Source organism: Allobosea lupini, assembly GCF_900109525.1.
GTDB classification, from domain to species: domain Bacteria; phylum Pseudomonadota; class Alphaproteobacteria; order Rhizobiales; family Beijerinckiaceae; genus Allobosea; species Allobosea lupini.
The window spans coordinates 95,930-113,708 of the sequence record NZ_FOAN01000007.1; the positions used below are offsets into that span (position 1 = coordinate 95,930).

The 17,779-nt window shown below is 67.1% G+C and carries 17 protein-coding genes and 2 pseudogenes; 8 read left to right on the forward strand and 11 right to left on the reverse strand.

All coding sequences use genetic code 11. The features are described 5' to 3' along the window. Positions 1–10 precede the first annotated feature (10 nt). The 5 genes from BMZ21_RS20760 to BMZ21_RS20780 are packed head-to-tail and all read left to right on the forward strand — an operon-like array spanning position 11 to position 4,167. Complete coding sequence (locus tag BMZ21_RS20760; protein ID WP_091839395.1) at positions 11–883, forward strand: dihydroorotate dehydrogenase electron transfer subunit; 873 nt, start codon at positions 11–13, stop codon at positions 881–883. Further along, positions 880–1,842 carry a dihydroorotate dehydrogenase gene (locus BMZ21_RS20765; protein WP_091838670.1) on the forward strand — a complete coding sequence of 321 codons (963 nt, stop codon included), beginning with the start codon at positions 880–882 and terminating at the stop codon, positions 1,840–1,842. The genes BMZ21_RS20760 and BMZ21_RS20765 overlap by 4 nt, the downstream gene beginning before the upstream one ends. Beyond that, a complete protein-coding gene (locus tag BMZ21_RS20770) occupies positions 1,839–3,134 on the forward strand; it encodes a Zn-dependent hydrolase (RefSeq protein ID WP_244543935.1) in 1,296 nt (431 codons plus the stop codon). The genes BMZ21_RS20765 and BMZ21_RS20770 overlap by 4 nt, the downstream gene beginning before the upstream one ends. Next, entirely contained in the window at positions 3,131–3,811 is a 681-nt protein-coding gene (locus tag BMZ21_RS20775) for an orotate phosphoribosyltransferase (RefSeq protein WP_091838673.1), read from the forward strand. Before BMZ21_RS20770 ends, BMZ21_RS20775 begins: the two co-directional genes overlap by 4 nt. Before the next feature lie 50 nt (positions 3,812–3,861). Next, the gene (locus BMZ21_RS20780; RefSeq protein ID WP_091838676.1) at positions 3,862–4,167 is read left to right on the forward strand and encodes a hypothetical protein; all 306 of its coding nucleotides are present in this window, start codon (positions 3,862–3,864) and stop codon (positions 4,165–4,167) included. A gap of 32 nt (positions 4,168–4,199) precedes the next feature. Here the strand turns inward: BMZ21_RS20780 and BMZ21_RS20785 are convergent, their stop codons facing one another. The 5 genes from BMZ21_RS20785 to cyoA are packed head-to-tail and all read right to left on the reverse strand — an operon-like array spanning position 4,200 to position 9,078. Continuing rightward, positions 4,200–4,943 carry an SURF1 family protein gene (locus BMZ21_RS20785; protein WP_091838680.1) on the reverse strand — a complete coding sequence of 248 codons (744 nt, stop codon included), beginning with the start codon at positions 4,941–4,943 and terminating at the stop codon, positions 4,200–4,202. An 11-nt stretch (positions 4,944–4,954) separates the two neighbouring features. Continuing rightward, the gene (gene cyoD, locus BMZ21_RS20790; protein WP_091838683.1) at positions 4,955–5,344 is read right to left on the reverse strand and encodes a cytochrome o ubiquinol oxidase subunit IV; all 390 of its coding nucleotides are present in this window, start codon (positions 5,342–5,344) and stop codon (positions 4,955–4,957) included. Continuing rightward, positions 5,341–5,973, reverse strand: a complete 633-nt coding sequence (cyoC, locus tag BMZ21_RS20795; RefSeq protein ID WP_425285465.1) for a cytochrome o ubiquinol oxidase subunit III — start codon at positions 5,971–5,973, stop codon at positions 5,341–5,343. Before cyoC ends, cyoD begins: the two co-directional genes overlap by 4 nt. A gap of 7 nt (positions 5,974–5,980) precedes the next feature. Beyond that, the gene (gene cyoB, locus BMZ21_RS20800) at positions 5,981–7,981 is read right to left on the reverse strand and encodes a cytochrome o ubiquinol oxidase subunit I (RefSeq protein ID WP_091838686.1); all 2,001 of its coding nucleotides are present in this window, start codon (positions 7,979–7,981) and stop codon (positions 5,981–5,983) included. A gap of 14 nt (positions 7,982–7,995) precedes the next feature. Next, positions 7,996–9,078 (reverse strand): ubiquinol oxidase subunit II, encoded by a 1,083-nt coding sequence (gene cyoA / locus BMZ21_RS20805; protein WP_091838690.1) that lies wholly within the window; start codon positions 9,076–9,078, stop codon positions 7,996–7,998. 184 nt (positions 9,079–9,262) lie between these two features. On the opposite strand from cyoA, the gene BMZ21_RS20810 reads away from it, so the two are divergent. Beyond that, positions 9,263–10,588: an MFS transporter gene (locus BMZ21_RS20810; protein WP_091838694.1), complete on the forward strand. Its 1,326-nt coding sequence runs from the start codon at positions 9,263–9,265 to the stop codon at positions 10,586–10,588. Between the two features lie 30 nt (positions 10,589–10,618). On the opposite strand, the gene gcvA is transcribed toward BMZ21_RS20810, so the two are convergent. Then, a complete protein-coding gene (gcvA, locus tag BMZ21_RS20815) occupies positions 10,619–11,632 on the reverse strand; it encodes a transcriptional regulator GcvA (protein ID WP_342029046.1) in 1,014 nt (337 codons plus the stop codon). 43 nt (positions 11,633–11,675) lie between these two features. Between gcvA and BMZ21_RS20820 the strand changes: the two genes are divergently transcribed. Next, positions 11,676–12,590 carry a DMT family transporter gene (locus BMZ21_RS20820; protein ID WP_244543936.1) on the forward strand — a complete coding sequence of 305 codons (915 nt, stop codon included), beginning with the start codon at positions 11,676–11,678 and terminating at the stop codon, positions 12,588–12,590. A 10-nt stretch (positions 12,591–12,600) separates the two neighbouring features. On the opposite strand, the pseudogene BMZ21_RS20825 reads toward BMZ21_RS20820, so the two are convergent. Further along, positions 12,601–13,032 (reverse strand): annotated as a pseudogene (locus BMZ21_RS20825) (dioxygenase family protein); the annotation flags it as partial. Between BMZ21_RS20825 and BMZ21_RS20830 the strand changes: the two are divergent. Further along, positions 12,984–13,544: a beta-keto acid cleavage family enzyme gene (locus tag BMZ21_RS20830; RefSeq protein WP_280141488.1), complete on the forward strand. Its 561-nt coding sequence runs from the start codon at positions 12,984–12,986 to the stop codon at positions 13,542–13,544. The pseudogene BMZ21_RS20825 and the gene BMZ21_RS20830 sit on opposite strands and share 49 nt — an antisense overlap. Here BMZ21_RS20830 and BMZ21_RS31150 read toward each other — a convergent pair. The 4 genes and pseudogenes from BMZ21_RS31150 to rfbD all read right to left on the reverse strand — a co-directional run bounded on the left by BMZ21_RS31150 (position 13,541) and on the right by rfbD (position 17,754). Beyond that, positions 13,541–14,280 (reverse strand): annotated as a pseudogene (locus BMZ21_RS31150) (IclR family transcriptional regulator). The gene BMZ21_RS20830 and the pseudogene BMZ21_RS31150 sit on opposite strands and share 4 nt — an antisense overlap. Before the next feature lie 158 nt (positions 14,281–14,438). Then, positions 14,439–15,851: an FAD-binding oxidoreductase gene (locus BMZ21_RS20845; RefSeq protein WP_091838712.1), complete on the reverse strand. Its 1,413-nt coding sequence runs from the start codon at positions 15,849–15,851 to the stop codon at positions 14,439–14,441. 120 nt (positions 15,852–15,971) lie between these two features. Continuing rightward, a complete protein-coding gene (rfbA, locus tag BMZ21_RS20850; RefSeq protein ID WP_091838717.1) occupies positions 15,972–16,850 on the reverse strand; it encodes a glucose-1-phosphate thymidylyltransferase RfbA in 879 nt (292 codons plus the stop codon). 10 nt (positions 16,851–16,860) lie between these two features. After that, positions 16,861–17,754 (reverse strand): dTDP-4-dehydrorhamnose reductase, encoded by an 894-nt coding sequence (gene rfbD / locus BMZ21_RS20855; protein ID WP_091838721.1) that lies wholly within the window; start codon positions 17,752–17,754, stop codon positions 16,861–16,863. Positions 17,755–17,779: the final 25 nt, after the last annotated feature.

Genomic DNA, 17,779 nt, shown 5'->3' on the forward strand with positions numbered 1-17,779 from the left:
GGATTTCGTGATGTCGATCCAACGCGATCAGTCGCTGGCGACACCCGTTGCCGCCATCGGCGGCGGGAGCTCTCCGGCACCGTGGAAGGCGACGATCGTCGCGGAGCTCGTCGAGGTCGTCCGCAACGAGGCTGTGAACGCCGAATATCGGCATCTCGTGGTGAACTGCGGCAAGGAGGCCGCGGCGGCCCAGCCGGGGCAGTTCTTCCAGCTGCTCTGTCCACAGCCGGCCGGCGAGCAGCCATTCCTGCGCCGGCCGATGAGCCTTTACGGAGCCGATCCCGACAAGCGGCAGGTCGCGTTTCTCTACAAGGTGACCGGCGCCGGCACGCGCGGTCTCGATACGCTGAAGCCGGGCGACCGGCTCGACATCATGGGGCCTCTCGGTGTCGGCTTCACGCTCGACCCGGCATGGCGCCACATCGTCGCCGTCGGGCGCGGCGCGGGACTGGCGACGCTCGCCCCGCTGGCCAGGGCGGCGAGGGCCAATGGCACGCAGGTGACGGCGGTCTTCAGCGCGAGGCGCCCGGAGCTGCTCGTCTCGGTCGAGCTCTTCCAGCGCCATGGTGCCGACGTCATCGCCGTCACCGACGCCGAGCAGACCAGCGGGCCCGCCAATGTCGAGCGCATTCTGCGCCGTCAGATTGCCGAGGGTCGCTGCGACGCCTTCTTCACCTGCGGCTCAAGCCGGCTGATGCGGGTGCAGCAGCGCCTGGCGCGCGAGTTCGGGCTGCCCGGCCAGGTCGCGATGGAGCAGCAGATGGCCTGCGGAATCGGGCTTTGCTACTGCTGCGTGCGCGACTTCAACGTCAACGGCGAGATCGTCAACCGGCGCGTCTGCTGGGACGGCCCGGTCTTCGACCTGATGGAGGCGCTGCCATGAGCGCGGCCGGAACGATCGACCTCTCCGTCAGGATCGGTGGGCTGACCCTGCGCAATCCGGTGATGCCGGCCTCGGGCACCTTCGCCGAGGGGCTGGAGAAGGTGATGGACTTCAACCGGCTCGGCGCCTTCGTCACCAAGACGATCACGCGCGAACTGCGCGCCGGCAATCCGCTGCCGCGCGTGGTCGAGCGACCGGGCGGGCTGATCAACGCCATCGGCATCCCCTCGAAGGGCGTAACCTATTTCATCGAGACGACCATGCCGCATTACGCGGCCTATGACACGCCGCTGGTCGTCTCGATCTCGGCCCCGACGGCGGAAGGCTTCGCCAGCCTCGCCGCCGAGCTCTCGATCCCCGGCATCGCCGCGATCGAGGCCAACATCTCCTGTCCGAACATCGAGGAGGACGGCAAGGCCTTCGCGATGCGGGCGGAATCGACTGAGAAGGTCACGCGCGAACTCCGTAGGGCGACAAAGCTGCCGCTCTGGGTCAAGCTGACGCCCAATACCGGCGACGTGCCGGAGGTTGCGCGCGCCGCCGAGGCGGCGGGCGCCGATGCGGTCGTGGTCGCCAACACCATCCTGTCGATGGCGATCGACCTCAAGAGCTTCAAGCCCTGCCTCGGCAACATCATGGGAGGGCTGTCGGGGCCGGCGATCAAGCCGATCGTGCTGCGCCAGGTCTTCCAATGCGCCAAGGCGGTGACAATCCCGGTGATCGGCTGCGGCGGCATCGCCACCGCCGAGGACGCGGTCGAGTACATGCTCGCCGGGGCCAGCGCGGTTCAGGTCGGCACCGCGACCTTCCTGCAGCCGGCGGCGATGACGACGATCATCGACGGGCTTGCGGCGTTTTGCCTGCGCCGCGAGATCCCGCGCGTCGCCGACCTGATCCGGGGCGTCGTGATCGAGGAGGCCGACGAGCCCGATCTCGCCTGGCTGGACCCGGTCTCGTGAGCGCGCAAGCGGCCGAGATGCGCAACGTCTTCAGCGGCGACGCGGGCGATCAGGCCCTTGCTGAAGCGCTGTTCGATGCCTTGCGCGAAGCGACGGGTGACGGGGTCGGCATCACGCGCGAGGCCTATAGCGAGCGCGAGTCGCTGGCGCTCGACCTCGTCGAGGCGAAAGCGCGCGAGCTCGGCTTCGCGACAGAACGCGATGCCGGCGCCAATCTCGTCGTCACGCTGCCGGGCCGCGAGCCGGAGCTGCCCTTCCTCGCCTGCGGCTCGCATCTCGATTCCGTGCCGCAGGGCGGCAATTTCGACGGTGCGGCCGGCGTCATCGCCGGGCTCGCCATCATCGCCCGCTTCAAGGAGGAGGGGTTCGTCCCGCGCCGGACGATCAAGGTCTACGGCCTGCGCGGAGAGGAAAGCTCCCGCTTCGGCCGGGCCTATATGGGCTCCAGTGCCCTGTTTGGGGCACTCTCCGCCGCCGATCTTGCCGTGCGCGACCATGCGAGCGGGCGCACTCTTGCGGAGTGCATGGCCTCCGTCGGCGTCGACATCGCCCGCGTCAAAAAGGGCGAGCCGCTGCTCGATCCTGCCACCATCGCGGCCTGGATCGAACTGCATATCGAGCAGGGGCCGGTGCTGGTCGCGCGGGATCTGCCTGTTGGAATCGTCACCGGCATCCGCGGCAACGTCCGCCATCGCGAGGTCGAATGCCTGGGCGAGGCCGGCCATTCCGGCGCGGTTCCGCGCTGGCTCCGGCGCGACGCGGTCTTCGCCACCGCCGAACTGGTAACCCATCTCGACCGGCACTGGCGCACCTTGCTGGAACGCGGCCGCGACGTGGTCGTGACCGCCGGCGTGCTCGGCACCGATCCGCAGGAGCACGCCATCGCGCGCATTCCCGGCACGGTGCGCTTCTCCTTCGAGGTGCGCAGCCAGAGCCGCGAGACGCTTGAGGCCTTCTACGATCTCTTCGTCTCGGAATGCGCCCTGATCGGCGAGGAAAGGGGGGTCGCGTTCCGTGTCGATCGCCGGCTCGAATCCGCGCCTGCCGTGATGGATGCCGGCTGGATCGCCAGGCTCAAGGCCGCCGCCCGCGATCTCGGCCTGCCCGACGAGGACATCCCGAGCGGGGCGGGCCATGATGCGGCGGTCTTCGCCAATGCCGGTATCCCCAGCGCGATGATCTTCGTGCGCAACCAGAACGGTTCGCATAATCCGGATGAGGCGATGGCGATCGACGATTTCCTTGCCGGGATCGCGGTGATGCGGGATGCCATCAGGGAGGCGGTGCGATGAGCGCGAACGAGATCGGCCGCGAGGTCGCCGAGCTCCTGTTCAGGGCTGGCGCCATCCATGTCAGCCGCCAGCAGCCGTTCATCCTGGCCGCCGGCTGGGCGAGCCCGGTGTATGTCGATGTCCGCCTGCTGCTCGGCGATCCTGGCTTACGCCAGGCGGTCAGCGAGCTCGCTGCCCGCTATGCGGCCGCGACTTTTCCGCCGGGCAGCTTCGACGTGATCGCCGGCGCCGAGACAGCCGGCATTCCGTTCGCGGCCTGGCTTGCCGACAGGCTGGCGCTAAAGCTGCGTTATGTCCGCAAGCGCCCGCTCGGCATCGGCCGCAACGCCCAGGTCGAGGGCGGGCCGGTCGAGGGCCTGCGCGTCCTCCTGATGGACGACCTGACGACCGATGGCGGCAGCAAGCTCAATTTCGTGCGCGGCCTGCGCGCTGCAGGGGCTGAGGTCGAGCACGTCCTGACGATCTTCTACCACGACGCCTTCCCCAGCGCCGGCGAGCGGTTGAGAGAGGCCGGCCTGACGCTGCATGCCCTGGCGAACTGGGGCGATGTCCTTCGGGCCGGGGCCGATAACGGCCTTTCGCCGGAGGATCGTGCCGAGATCGAGCGCTTCCTGGCCGATCCCGTCGCCTGGTCGACCCGCCATGGCGGCCGTGCCCGCCTCGCGCCGCGCAACTGAGCCGCAATCCGCTCCACCCCACCCCGAGGCCGCGATCTGGCGGAGATGACATGAACGAGCTTCTGAACTGGCTGCAGCAGCAGAAGGGCAGCCTTCGCACCTATATCGAGTTCCAGGACCGGGCACTGGCCCTGCGCGCGAACGCGCCCGAGCAGGCTGCGCTGCTGCGCCTGCTCGCCGATCTCGCCGGCCGCTTCGTCGAGACCTATGATCGTCAGCCGCTGTCCGCCGGGATCGCCGCCCAGGCGCTGGATCGGCTCACCGACTTTCTCGGCAGGGCCGTCGGCGGAAGCGCTGGCGACCCGGCGAGCCAGCTGGCATTGCTCAACAAGATCGGGACCAGCGAGCTCGCCTGATCGCGGGCGCGCCCCCTTCGTCGCTCTGCCTGTCAGTCCACCTGGACGTCTTCCGATCCGGCCCTGACCAGATAGGTCACGGCTCCGGCGCTCATCAAGGCGAGGCAGAACCAGGTCAGCACATAGACGAGATGGCTGTTGCGGAAGCTGACCTGGGTCATGCCGCCTTGCGGCAGCGGGCCGGGCTCGGCGCTGGCGTCGGCATCGACGAAATAGGGGGCGACCTGGCCGAGCTGCCGCGCCGACGCGATCGCCGCCACGTCGCGCGAATACCAGCGGCCGGCTGCGGGATCGTTGCTGCGCAGGAAGCCGCCGCCGGGCTCGCTCAGTCTGAGAAGCCCGGTCAGTCTGGTCTCGCCTCCGGGCGTCTTGCGCCGTGCCTCGGGGGCACGCCTGTCCTCCGGCACGAAGCCGCGATTGACGAGGACGGTGAAGCCTGCATCGGCCCGGAACGGCGCCAGCACCCAGAAGCCGGGGCCGCGCTCGGTCACCGCCATGGTCAGCGTTTCGGCTGCGTCGAGATAGCGGCCCTGCAGGGTGACGCGGCGATATTCGTCCGCCTGGGCTGAGATCGCGGGCCAGTCCGCCGGGCCGGGTGCGGCGACCGGCGCCGCCCGCAAGCGTTCCTCGACGCGGGCGATCAGGTCGAGCTTCCAGCTCCGCCGCTGGACCTGCCAGGCGCCGAGCCCGGCGCAGACGAGGGCGATCAGGCAGAGCCCGGCGATGAAGATCGCCCGAAAGGCGCCGCCGCGCCGTCGCTCAGCGCCGGCAGACATATGCCTTAGCCTCACATCCGGTGCATGTCCGGCATCATGTTGGCGTTGAGGTGGAACATCACCCAGAGCGAGCCGGCCAGCGCGATCGCGACGACGATGATCGTGAAGATCAACGCCAGCATGGTCCACCCGCCCTCCGAGCGGCCATTCATGTGCAGGAAGTAGACCATGTGCACGACAATCTGCGCGGCGGCGAAGAGCATGATCACGATCGCCGTCAGGGTCGAGTCGCCGAGCACGTCGTTCATGACGAGCCAGAACGGGATCGCGGTCAGGACGACCGAGAGCAGGAAGCCGGTGACGTAGCCGCGCATGCTGCCATGCGCCGCGCCATGGGCATCGTGCCCGTCATGATGGGCGTCGTGATGGCCGCCCTGCGCCTCTGCCTGGTTCTGGCTCATTTCAGCACGCCCATCAGGTAGACGAAGGTGAAGACGCCGATCCAGACGACGTCGAGGAAGTGCCAGAACATGGAAAGGCACATCAGCCGGCGCCGATTGGCCTCGATCAGCCCGTGCTTCGAGACCTGCGTCATCAGCACGCCCAGCCAGATCAGGCCGAAGGTGACATGCAGGCCGTGGGTGCCGACCAGCGTGAAGAAGGAGGAGAGGAAGGCGCTGCGCATCGGCGTCGCGCCTTCGTGGATCAGGTGGGCGAACTCGTAGAGCTCGATGCCAAGGAAGGCGAGGCCGAAGACGGCGGTGACGGCGAGCCAGCCCTGCACCGCCGCTTGCCGGCCCTTGTCCATCGCCAGCATGGCAAAGCCATAGGTGATCGAGGAGAACAGCAGCATGGCGGTGTTGACCGCGACCAGCTTCAGGTCGAACAGGTCGGCGCCGGATGGTCCCGCCGCGTAATTGCGCCCGAGCACGCCATAGGTCGCGAAGAGGACCGCGAAGACCAGGCAGTCGCTCATCAGGTAGAGCCAGAAGCCCAGCATGGTCGAGCCGCCCGGATGCGCGTGCTCTTCCTCGGTGACGTAGAATGCCGGGGCGGTGCCTGCGGCCTGCGCTGTCGCCTTAGCCATCATCCGCCCCTCAGGCCCGGGCCAGAAGCTGGGTCCGCGCATCTTCCGCCTGCACCACCTCGTCGGCGGGAATGTGGAAGTCGCGGTCGTAGTTGAAGGTATGGATGATCACGGCGGCGAGCACGGCGACGAAGGAGAGCGCCGCCAGCCACCAGATGTACCAGATCAGGGCGAAGCCGCAGATCGTCGCCAGCCCGGCGATGATCACGCCGGCCCCGGTGTTCCTGGGCATGTGGATCGGCCGGAAGCCGGCGAGCGGGCGGGTATAGCCGCGCTTCTTCATGTCGGCCCAAGCGTCGAGGTCGTACACGATCGGCGTGAAGGCGAAATTGTAGGCCGGCGGCGGCGAGGAGGTCGACCATTCCAGCGTGCGCCCGTCCCAGGGATCGCCGGTTGTATCGCGCAGCCGCTCGCGGCGCAGGATGCTGACGCCGATCTGGATCAGGAAGCAGGCGATGCCGAGAGCGATCAGCACCGCGCCGAGTGCCGCGATCACGAACCAGATCTGCAGCGAGGGGTCCTCGAAGCGGCTGAGACGGCGCGTCACGCCCATCAGGCCGAGGATGTAGAGCGGCATGAAGGCGACGTAGAAGCCGATCACCCAGAACCAGAAGGAGAGGACACCCCAGAACCGGTCGAGCTTGAAGCCGAAGGCCTTGGGGAACCAGTAGGCGACGCCGGCGAAGACGCCGAAGACCACGCCGCCGATGATGACGTTATGGAAATGGGCGATCAGGAAGAGGCTGTTGTGCAGCACGAAATCGGCCGGCGGCACCGCGAGCATGACGCCGGTCATGCCGCCGATGACGAAGGTGATCATGAAGGCGAGCAGCCACATCATCGGCAACTCGAAGCGGATGCGGCCACGATACATCGTGAAGAGCCAGTTGAAGATCTTCGCGCCCGTCGGGATCGAGATGATCATCGTGGTGATGCCGAAGAAGGAGTTCACGCTGGCGCCCGAGCCCATCGTGAAGAAGTGATGCAGCCAGACCAGGTAGGACAGGATGGTGATCACCACCGTCGCATAGACCATCGAGGCGTAGCCAAAGAGGCGCTTGCCGCAGAAGGTCGAGGCCACCTCGGAATAGACGCCGAAGATCGGCAGGATCAGGATGTAGACCTCCGGGTGGCCCCAGATCCAGATCAGGTTCACGTACATCATCGGATTGCCGCCGAGATCGTTCGTGAAGAAGTTGGTGCCGACATAGCGGTCGAGCGTCAGCAGGGCGAGGGTCGCCGCCAGGATCGGGAAAGTCGCGACGATCAGTACGTTGGTGCACAGCGACGTCCAGGTGAAGACCGGCATCTTCATCATGTCCATGCCGGGCGCGCGCATCTTGACGATGGTCGCGATCAGGTTGACGCCGGACAAGGTCGTACCGATGCCTGCGATCTGCAGGCCCCAGAGATAATAGTCCATGCCTACCCCGGGCGAGTAGGCGGCCCCCGACAGCGGCGGATAGGCGAGCCAGCCGACCTTGGCGAACTCGCCGATGAAGAGCGAGGCCATGATCAGTACGGCGCCGCCGACCGTCATCCAGAAGCTGAAATTGTTGAGGAAGGGAAAGGCGACGTCACGCGCGCCGATCTGCAGCGGCACGACGTAGTTCATCAGGCCGGTGACGAAGGGCATCGCCACGAAGAAGATCATGATCACGCCATGGGCGGTGAAGATCTGGTCGTAATGGTGGGGTGGCAGATAGCCCTCGTTGCCGGCGAAGGCGATCGCCTGCTGGCCGCGCATCATCAGCGCGTCGGCAAAGCCCCGCAGCAGCATGACGACGCCGAGGATCATGTACATGATCCCGATCTTCTTGTGGTCCACGCTGGTGAACCAGTCGTGCCAGAGATAGCCCCAGAGCTTGTAGCGCGTAATCAGCGCCAGCAGCACGAGCCCGCCGAGCAGGACGACGGCGAAGGTCCCGATCAGGATCGGCTCGTGATAGGGGATCGCCTCGAGGGTGAAGCGTCCGAAGAGGAACTTCCACCAGTCGGGATAGGAGGTCATGCTCGCCTCGCGGCTCAGTTGACGGCGCGGGCGGTCACGCCCGCGGCGCCGTAGACATCGGTCGGCGTGCAGATCGCCATCACGAACGGGCGCGGCGGCAGCGGCTGGCCGCCGCGGCGCACGTTCTTGTCGTATTCGAGCGCCGCGACGGTATGGATGCCCTCCTTGCCGCCGCCGCCCTTGGCGTCCATCGCCATCATGTCGCGCGTGCACATCTTGGCGCGATCGACGCACATGTTGAGGATGGCCGTGAAGAGATCGGACGGGATGTCGCGGAAATAGCGGACGGGCTCGCGCTCGCTCGGCCGTTCCAGCACGAGATATTCCTCGCGCCCGAGCGTACTGCCGCCCCGGATCGCGCCCTGCACCCACTCGCCGAAAGCCGCATCGTCGACGCCGCGGAAGCGGAAGCGCATGTCGGAGAAGCCGGCGCCGCTGTAATTGGCCGAGAAGCCCTCGAACTCGCCGGGATGGTTGATCACGGCGTTGAGCTTGGTCTGCATGCCGGGCATGGCGTAGATCTGGCCGGCGAGCGCGGGGATGAACAGCGAGTTCATCACCGCGGAGGAGGTGATGCGGAACTCGATCGGCTGGTCGACCGGCGCCACCACCTCGTTGAGCGAGGCGATGCCCTGCGCCGGGTAGATGAACAGCCATTTCCAGTCGAGCGCGACGACCTGGATCACCAGCGGCTGCTTCCTGACCGCGGCGCTGCCTGCGCGCGCCTCGGCGATCGGCTTGCCGGCGGCGATGCGATTGAGCGGCCGGTAGGGATCGAGCAGATGCGTGCCCATCCAGGTCATTGCGCCGATGACGATGATGATCAGCAGAGGCACCGACCAGATCACCACCTCGAGCGGCAGCGAATGGTTCCAGTCGGGATCGTAGCTTGCCTTGGCCGAGGCGCGGTAGCGCCAGGCAAAGAAGATCGTCAGCGCCATCACCGGGACGATGACGAGCAGCATCAGCGCGGTGGAGGCCAGCAGCAAGTTTCTCTGCTGCAGTGCAATATCGCCTGACGGGGCCAGCAGCACCCATTGGCAGCCGCCGAGCAGCGCGAAAAGCGGCAGAACCGCTAAGATTCGAAAGATCCGCAAGAGAGTCGAAGCCTCCCCGTTCCGGGAACTGACGTTCTCTAGGTCCATTCTTTCGCGCCGCACATAAGACAATCTGTCCCATTGCGGCAGTTTGACGTGTTGCTTCTATCCACCGTATCCATTTGTCAGAGGTGCGGGCAAGTCCGGTCTCTCCGGGCGGCCGCCAGCTTAGGAATTCGCGGTCATGAGCGCTGACGCGACGATCCAGCCATCGGCCCTTCCGGCGGAAGATCACGGGAAGGACCACGTCAGCCCGGCCGATATCGCGCTCGGCGTCATCATCGGGCGAACCTCGGAATATTTCGACTTCTTCGTCTTCGGCCTCGGCTGCGTGCTGGTCTTCCCCGAGCTCGTCTTCCCGTTCGTCGACCGACTCACCGGCACGCTCTACGCGTTCGGCATCTTCGCGCTCGCCTTCGTGACGCGCCCGCTCGGCTCGGTGCTGTTCTTCGCGATCGACCGCAATTACGGCCGCACGACCAAGCTCACCGCGGCGCTCTTCCTGCTCGGTGGCTCGACCGCCGCCATCGCCTTCCTGCCGGGCTATCAGACGATCGGCATCTGGTCCTGCGTCATCCTCGCCGCCTTCCGCCTGCTGCAGGGCATCGCGCTCGGCGGCGCCTGGGATGGCCTGTCCTCGCTGCTGGCGCTGAACGCGCCGGCCAACCGGCGTGGCTGGTACACCATGCTGCCGCAACTCGGGGCGCCCTTCGGCTTCATCCTCGCCGCCGGGCTCTTCGCCTATTTCGAGGGCGCGCTCTCGAAGGAGGATTTCCTCGGCTGGGGCTGGCGCTACCCCTTCTTCGTCGCCCTGACGATCAACGTCGTCGCCCTGTTCGCCCGCCTGCGCATGGTGGCGACCCATGAGTTCGCGGAGCTGATGACAACGCGCGAGCTCATGCCGATGCCGGTTTCGGAGCTGATCCGCGTCCATGGCCGCACGCTCATCCTCGGCGCTTTCGTGCCGCTGGCGAGCTTTGCGCTCTTCCATCTCGTCACGATCTTCCCGGTGAGCTGGATCAACCTCTTCACCAGCCGCTCGGTCTCGGAGTTCCTGCTGGTGCAGGCCGCCGGCGGCGTCGTCGGCGCCGGGGCGATCGTCACCTCCGGCCTGGTCGCCGACCAGATCGGCCGCCGCAAAACGCTGCTGCTGTCCGGCGCGATGATCGGGCTGTTCAGCCTGTCCAGCATCATAGCGCCGCTGCTTTTCGGCGACAGCCAGGCCGGGCAGACGATCTATGTGATCATCGGCTTCGGGCTGCTCGGCCTCTCCTACGGCCAGACGGCCGGCGCGGTCGCCTCGAGTTTCGGCCAGCAATACCGCTACACCGGCGCGGCCCTGACCTCCGATCTTGCCTGGCTGCTCGGCGCGGGCTTCGCGCCGCTGGTCGCGCTCACGGTCTCGAGCGCCTTCGGCCTCGCCTGGGTCGGTGTCTATCTGTTGTCCGGCGCGCTCTGCACGCTGGCGGCGCTGGCGATCGATCGGCGGATGGAAGCGCGCTACGGATGAGTGCTGCGCGCGAGGAGCAGTTGCCCTCGTTCAGTCGAGGGCGCTGGCTTGTCGGCTGACATTGCTCAGGAAAAGCCGGATTTCGTCGGCGAGCCAGTCGCGCACCGCGCGGACCTTCGGGTGATCCTGATTGCCCGGACGATAGACCAGATCGTAGCCACGTTCGGCTTTGAGCGTCAGCTTGGGGAAGGGCGCGACGAGGCGCCCGGCCGCAAGGTCTTCCGCGACGAGCATGCTGCGCCCGAGCGCCACGCCTTCGCCGCGTAGTGCGGCTTCGATCGCGAGGCTGCCATGGCTGTAGGCCGGACCGCGGCTGCGGAGCTGTGCCAGGCCTGCCAGCGCAAACCACTGCTCCCAGTTCGCCAGCATGCGATCCTCATGCAGCAAGGTGCCTCGCGCCAGCTCTGCCGGCGAGGCTCCGGCGCCGATCTTGCTCGCGTAAGCAGGACTGCACACCGGCGTGACCATCTCGTCGAGGATGCGTTCCGCCACCGCGTTCGGATACTGCCCGGCGCCGTAGCGCACGGCGGCGTCGATGCGCCCGTCGGAGAGATCGACATTGATGTCGGTCACGTCGAGATGGACGTCATAATCCGGGAGGCGGACCATCAGCCGGTGCAGGCGCGGCGCCAGCCATTTGCTGGCTAGCGACACGCTCGTGCTCAGAGTGAGGCGCGTCCCCGTGTTTAGGCTGCGCAAGCGTTCGGCCTCCCGCGTCAGCTCCGCGAGGCTACGGGCGACGACGGCGAGAAACGTGGCACCCGCCTCGGTCAGCACGATCCGCCGGGTCAGGCGCTCGAACAGGGGAACGCCGAGATGCGCTTCCAGCGTCTTGATGTGACGGCTGACCGCTCCGTGGGTGAGGTTCAGCTCCTGCGCCGCCAGGGTCATGCTCGACAGCCGCCCGGCCGCTTCGAAAGCGCGGAGCGTCTGCAGCGGCGGAAGGCGGGCGAACAACGATACCATGCGTGAGTTTTGCTCACTCATGGCGTGACGACAAATGATTTGTCGCGCGACGTCGGAAGACCTAGAGCCTGCGCTCACGCGACGCCTCCGCAGCGTGGCCCGGACGCATGAAGACCGCCCCATGAGCCAAACGGCGCTGGCCACCCGCTACAGCCTCTCCGTCGGCAGCTTCGCGGCGATGCTGCTGCTTGCGCTGATGTGGGGCGTCTCGATCCCGATCACCAAGCTCGGCCTGCTCACGCTGCCGCCGCTGACACTGACCGCTTTGCGCTTCGGGATCGCCCTGCCGCTGCTGTTCCTGCTCGTCGTTGGCAAGCAGCGCCTGCCGCGCCGGGCGTTGCCTCGCGTCGCCGCTCTCGGCGTGCTCGGCATCGGCATCGGACAGGTGGCGCAGACCTTCGGCGTCGTCGGCACCTCGGCCTCGGTCGCGACGATCATCTCCGCGACCATCCCGATCTTCGTCGTCGTCTTCGCGGCGATGCGGCTGCGGCAATCGGTGTCCGGCCTGCAGGCGCTGGGGCTGCTGGCGGCCTTCGCCGGGATCGCCTTGGTCGCGTCCGGGCGCGGCGATGCGGCTGTCGCGACATCGCAGACCACGCTGACCGGCGCGGCGCTGGTGCTGCTTTCGGCGCTGACGATCGCCTTCTACTATGTCTGGAGCGTCGAGCTGACCGAGCAGTACGGCACCGCCACCGTCGCCGCCTGGAGCACCGTCTTCGGCTTCCTGGCGCTGCTGCCCTGGGCGGCCTGGGAGATGTGGCATGTGCCGTTCCAGGTGACTGGCACGGGCCTCGCGACGGCGGTCTATCTCGGCATCGTCGTGACGGTGGCCGGCCTGTTCCTATGGCTGCATCTGCTGCGCACGGTGCCGGCGCGCATTGCCGCCGGCATCCAGTACCTGCAGCCGGTCGTCGGCGTTGCCACGGCGGCCGTCATGTTCGGCGACGAGCTCGGACTGTTCTTCGTGCTCGGCGTGCTGCTGGTGCTCGGCGGGCTTGCGCTCACCGTGACCGAGCGGCGCAAGGCGGCGGCTTAGCTGGGCCCCGTCAGCTCTCGAAATAGGCGGTGTTGCGCCCGCCGATCATGATGTCCCAGGAATAGAGAGTCTCGCCCTCCGCACCCTGTCCGACGCGGTTGCCGAAATGGCGCCCTTGCGCCTCGCCGAGCAGTATGAACATCGGGTCGCGGGCAAGATGCGGATCGCCTTGGAAATACATCTGGGCGATGAGGCGCGCCGAGCCGCCGCGGATCGAGACATGGACATGGGCCGGGCGCCAGCGGTCGATGTCCGGTCGTGCCAGATAGGAGCCCGGCATGATGGTGCGGAAGCGATAGCGGCCGGTTTCGTCGGTCATGGTCCGGCCGAAGCCGAGAAAGTTAGGGTCGAGCCGCTCGCGCACCGGGTCCTTCACATGGGTGCAGCGCCCCCATTTATTGGCGTTCCAGATATCGACCAAGGTATTGCGGACAGGGCGGCCGAACTCGTCGAGGCACGCTCGACCTCAACACCATGTTCTCAGGGACCGCGGTGGTGATCAACACGCCCCGCAACGTCACCGAGATGGCGCGGCGCATCTATGCGGCCGGAGTCCTGCCCGAGCTGGAGCTGTTCGATGGCGGCGACCTGCAACTCGCCAAGGCGTTGCAGGCGGATGGCGTGCTGCGCAATCCGCTATTGATCCAAATCGTGCTCGGGGTGCGCTACGGTGCGATCCCGAACCCGCAGACTCTGGTCTATTTCGCCTCGCAATTGCCGCCGGACTGCATCTGGGCGGCCTTCGGTATCGGCCGGCACGAGGTCCCGCTGCTGGCGCAGGCCTTCCTGCTCGGCGGCCATGTCCGCGTCGGGCTTGAGGACAATGTCTATATCCGCAAGGGCGTGCTGGCGCGGGACAATGCCGAGCTGGTCGAGAAGGCCGGCACGATCATCGAGAACCTGGGCGGTGCGCTCGCGACGCCGGCCGAGGCGCGGACAATCCTCGGCCTTTAGCCCAGCCGTTCGGAGCTTCGCCTGGCCGTGGCCCTGACCGCCGTGAGGTAGCGGCCGTCGATCTGGTCGAGGTCGAAGGCGGAGTCCGGGCCGGAGATATCGATCGCCGCGACGACCGTGCCGCGCCGGTCGATGATCGGGGCCGAGATCGAGCTGCCGGCCGCCTCCATCACGCCGCGGCTGACGACATGGCCACGCGCGTCCGCCGCTTCGACCGTTTCGATCAGCCCCGGTGTCGAGGTCGGCGCCTCGCTGGTCAGCGGCACGAAGCGCTCCTTGCGGAAGAGCTCCTCCAGTTCCGCCTGCGGCAGCCCGACAGCAGCAGCCAGCCCATCGGCGAGGCGTAGGCCGGTACGCGCGAGCCGACATTCATGTTGCTGAGGAAGCCCGAGCGGGTCTGCACGCAGCTGAGATAGAGCACGTCGCGCTCGTCGCGGATCGCCAGATGCGCCGAGACCAGGGTCTCATCGCGCAGCGCCTCCAGTTCGGGGCGGGCGATCTCGATGATGTCCTTCAAGGCCAGGAAGGCGAAGCCGATATTGAGGACGCGCGGGCCGAGCGCGAACTGCTTCGACTGCTCCTCCTCGAGGAAGCCCATGTGCCGGAGCGTATAGATCAGGCGGAAGACCGAGGAGCGCGTCAGGCCGAGCTCCGAGGCGATCTCGGTGATGCTCAGCGGCCGGCGCGCAGCCGCGACGATTTCGAGGACACGCAGGCCGCGATGCAGACCGGGCACGAAATAGACCGCGTGGTTCTTGTGCTGCGTTTCCGCACCGCCGCGTCGTCCATGCGTTGCCTATCCGCCTCGGGGGTCACCGTTCCATTTGCATGTAAAGCAGTTGGGCGCTGCGGTCACGTGCGGGCGAGGCATGCAAAGGGCGTATGCTGCCGCCATCAGGCCGGTAGCACCTTGCCGGGGTTCATGATGTTGTCGGGATCGAGGCTTGCCTTCAGAGTGCGCATCACCTCGACGGCGGCATCGCCATGCTCCTTGCGCAGGAACTTGGCCTTGCCGTAGCCGACACCGTGCTCGCCGGTGCAGGTCCCGCCGAGCTCGATGGCGCGGTTGACCAGGAGCCCGTTCAGCCGCTCGGCCTCGCGGATCTCCTCGGGCGAATCCATCCTGATCAGGAAGCCCATGTGGAAATTGCCGTCGCCGACATGGCCGAGCGCCGTCACCGGGAAAGGCGCGTCCTTGGCATGCTCCTTGATCTCGGTGATGCAGGCGGCGAGCTGGGAGATCGGCACGCAGGTGTCGGTGCCCCAGCTGCTGGCTCCGGGGCGCAAGGCGAGCAGCGCGTAATGCATGTTGTGCCTTGCCTGCCAGAGCTTGTTGCGCTCCTCGGCGCTGGTCGCGAAGCGCCAGCCCTCGCCGCCATGGCCTTCGGCGATCATCTGCACCATTTCGGCCTGCGAGACGACAGCTGCTTCCGTGCCGTGGAATTCGAGGAAGAGCGCGACCGTCTCGGGATAGCTCAGATTGTTGTGGCGGTTGATGGCGCGCATGCAGGTCTCGTCGAGCAGTTCGACGCGGGCGACCTGGATGCCGCACTGGATCGTCTCGATGGCGCAATTGACGGCGCTGGCGATGTCCGGGAAGGAGCAGACCGCGACCGAGCTCGCCTCCGGGATGCCGTAGAGCCGCAAGGTGATCTCGGTGATGACGCCGAGCGTGCCCTCCGAACCGACGAAGAGGCGGGTGAGGTCGTAGCCGGCCGAGGATTTGCGGGCGCGCCCGCCGGTCTTCAGAATGGTGCCGTCGGCGAGTACGACGGTGAGCGCCAGGACATTGTCCTTCATCGTGCCGTAGCGCACGGCATTGGTGCCAGAAGCGCGCGTCGCGGCCATGCCGCCGAGGGTGGCGTCGGCGCCGGGATCGACCGAGAAGAACAGGCCGGTATCGCGCAGATGCTCGTTGAGCTGCTTGCGGGTGACGCCGGCCTCGACCGTGCAGTCGAGATCCTCGGCATTGACCGCGGTGATCGCGTTCATGCGCGAGAGGTCGATGCAGACGCCGCCATGCAGCGCGACGACATGTCCTTCGAGCGAGGTGCCGGCACCGAACGGAATGACCGGGACCTTCGCCTGATGGCAGAGCTTGACGATGCTGCTCACCTCTTCGGTGGTCAGCGGATAGCAGACGACGTCGGGTGCCTTGGTCGGGTGATAGGATTCGCCATGGCCGTGATGCTCGCGTTCGCTGTCCGAGGTCGAGCAGCGCGGGCCGAGGAGCTCGCGCAGGGACGCTGTCAGGCCGTCGAGGGCGGGGTGCCGAGAGATGCCGGGCGTGGTGGCGGGGGCGTTCATGGGGTCTTCGATCCTCGTGCACGTCATCGGCGCGGCTCTGGTGCAATCTCGGCCAGCCCAGCGTTTTCGGCCAGCGCCGATGCAGCATGAGCGCTCTGCACCGGCATGGGAAGTGCGGGGTCAGGCCGAATGGTCGCGCCTGGCGACGCCAAGCAGGTACTGGCCGTAGCTGCTCTTCGACAGCGCCTCACCGAGCGCGCGCAATTGCTCGCGATCGATCCAGCCGTTTTCGAAGGCGATCTCCTCCGGGCAGGCGATGCGGAAGCCCTGGCGGCGCTCCAGCGTGCGCACGAATTCCGAGGCTTCGATCAGGGATTCGGGCGTGCCGGTATCGAGCCAGGCATAGCCGCGGCCAAGCCGCTCGACATTGAGGGCGCCGCGTTCGAGATAGGCACGGTTGATGTCGGTGATCTCGAGCTCGCCGCGGGCCGAGGGCTTCAGCTTGCGGGCGATCTCGACCACCTGCTCGTCATAGAAATAGAGCCCGGTCACCGCCCAATGCGAGCGCGGCAGCTTGGGCTTCTCCTCGATCGAGAGGGCCTTGCCGGAGGTGTCGAACGAGACGACGCCATAGCGTTCGGGATCGCTGACGCGATAGGCGAAGACGGTGGCGCCCTGATCACGGGCGGAGGCGCGGTGCAGCACGCCGGTGAGGCCGTCGCCATAATAGAGATTGTCGCCGAGGATCAGGGCGGAGCGGCCGCCGGCGACGAAATCGGCACCGATATGATAGGCCTGCGCCAGGCCTTCCGGCTTCGGTTGGATCGCATAGGAGAGCTTGAGGCCCCAGCGCTCGCCGCTGCCGAACAGCGCCTCGAAGCGAGGCGCGTCCTCCGGCGTCGAGATGATCAGGATCTCGCGGATGCCGGCAAGCATCAGCGTCGAGAGCGGATAGTAGATCATCGGCTTGTCGTAGACGGGCAAAAGCTGCTTCGACGTCACCATGGTCATCGGGTGGAGCCGCGTGCCGCTGCCGCCGGCGAGGATGATCCCCTTCATGATGGCTCCTTCAGCTTCGCGATGGCGCGAGCAATGTGGCGACGCAGCTTTGCACGGAACCCTGCCAGGGCGGCAGGCACAGGCCATGGCGTGCCGCGAGCAGGCTGCAATCGAGCCTGGAATTGCTCGGCCGGCGCGCGGGGGTAGGGTAGTCGATCGTGGCGATGCGCCTGACTCTGGCGCTCGGGCCGCCAAGTGCCGCAGAGGCTGCGAACACAGTCTCTGCCAGATCAGCCCAGCTTGCCTCGCCTGTGCCGGCGGCATGGAAGACGCCGCGGAGCGTCGCATCTTTGGGGCGGGCGACCAGCGTCTTAGCCATCGCGATGATCGTCTCGGCAAGGTCTGACGCGCTGGTCGGCGAGCCCAACTGGTCGGAGACGACGCCGACCTCGGCCCGGGTCTCAGCGAGGCGCAGCATGGTCTTCACGAAGTTTGCGCCATAGGGGCTGTAGACCCAGGCGGTCCGCAGGATGGTCCAGTCGGCGCCTGAGGCCATGACTGCATCCTCGCCGGCGAGCTTGGAGCGGCCATAGGCCGAGAGCGGAGCGGTGGCGTCGCTTTCGCGCCAGGGATGCGGCGCCATGCCGTCGAAGACGTAGTCGGTCGAGATCTGGATCAGCGGCACGCCGAGGGCCACAGCCGCCACGGCCACGGCACCGGCGCCAGCGCCGTTGATCCGCAGGGCGAGCTCCGGTTCGGTTTCGGCCCTGTCGACGGCGGTGTAGGCCGCGGCGTTGATGATGCAGTCGGGTTTTGCCGCTGCGAGTACCTGCTCAACGCCATTCGGCTGCGCCAGATCGAGCTCGGGCCGGCCGACCGGGATCACGGTCACACCTGCCGCCTGCGCGCGAGCGAGAAGGGATTGGACGACCTGCCCGGTTCGTCCGGTCACGGCTATGCGCATCGGGCCTTCGCCATCGGAAGCATGG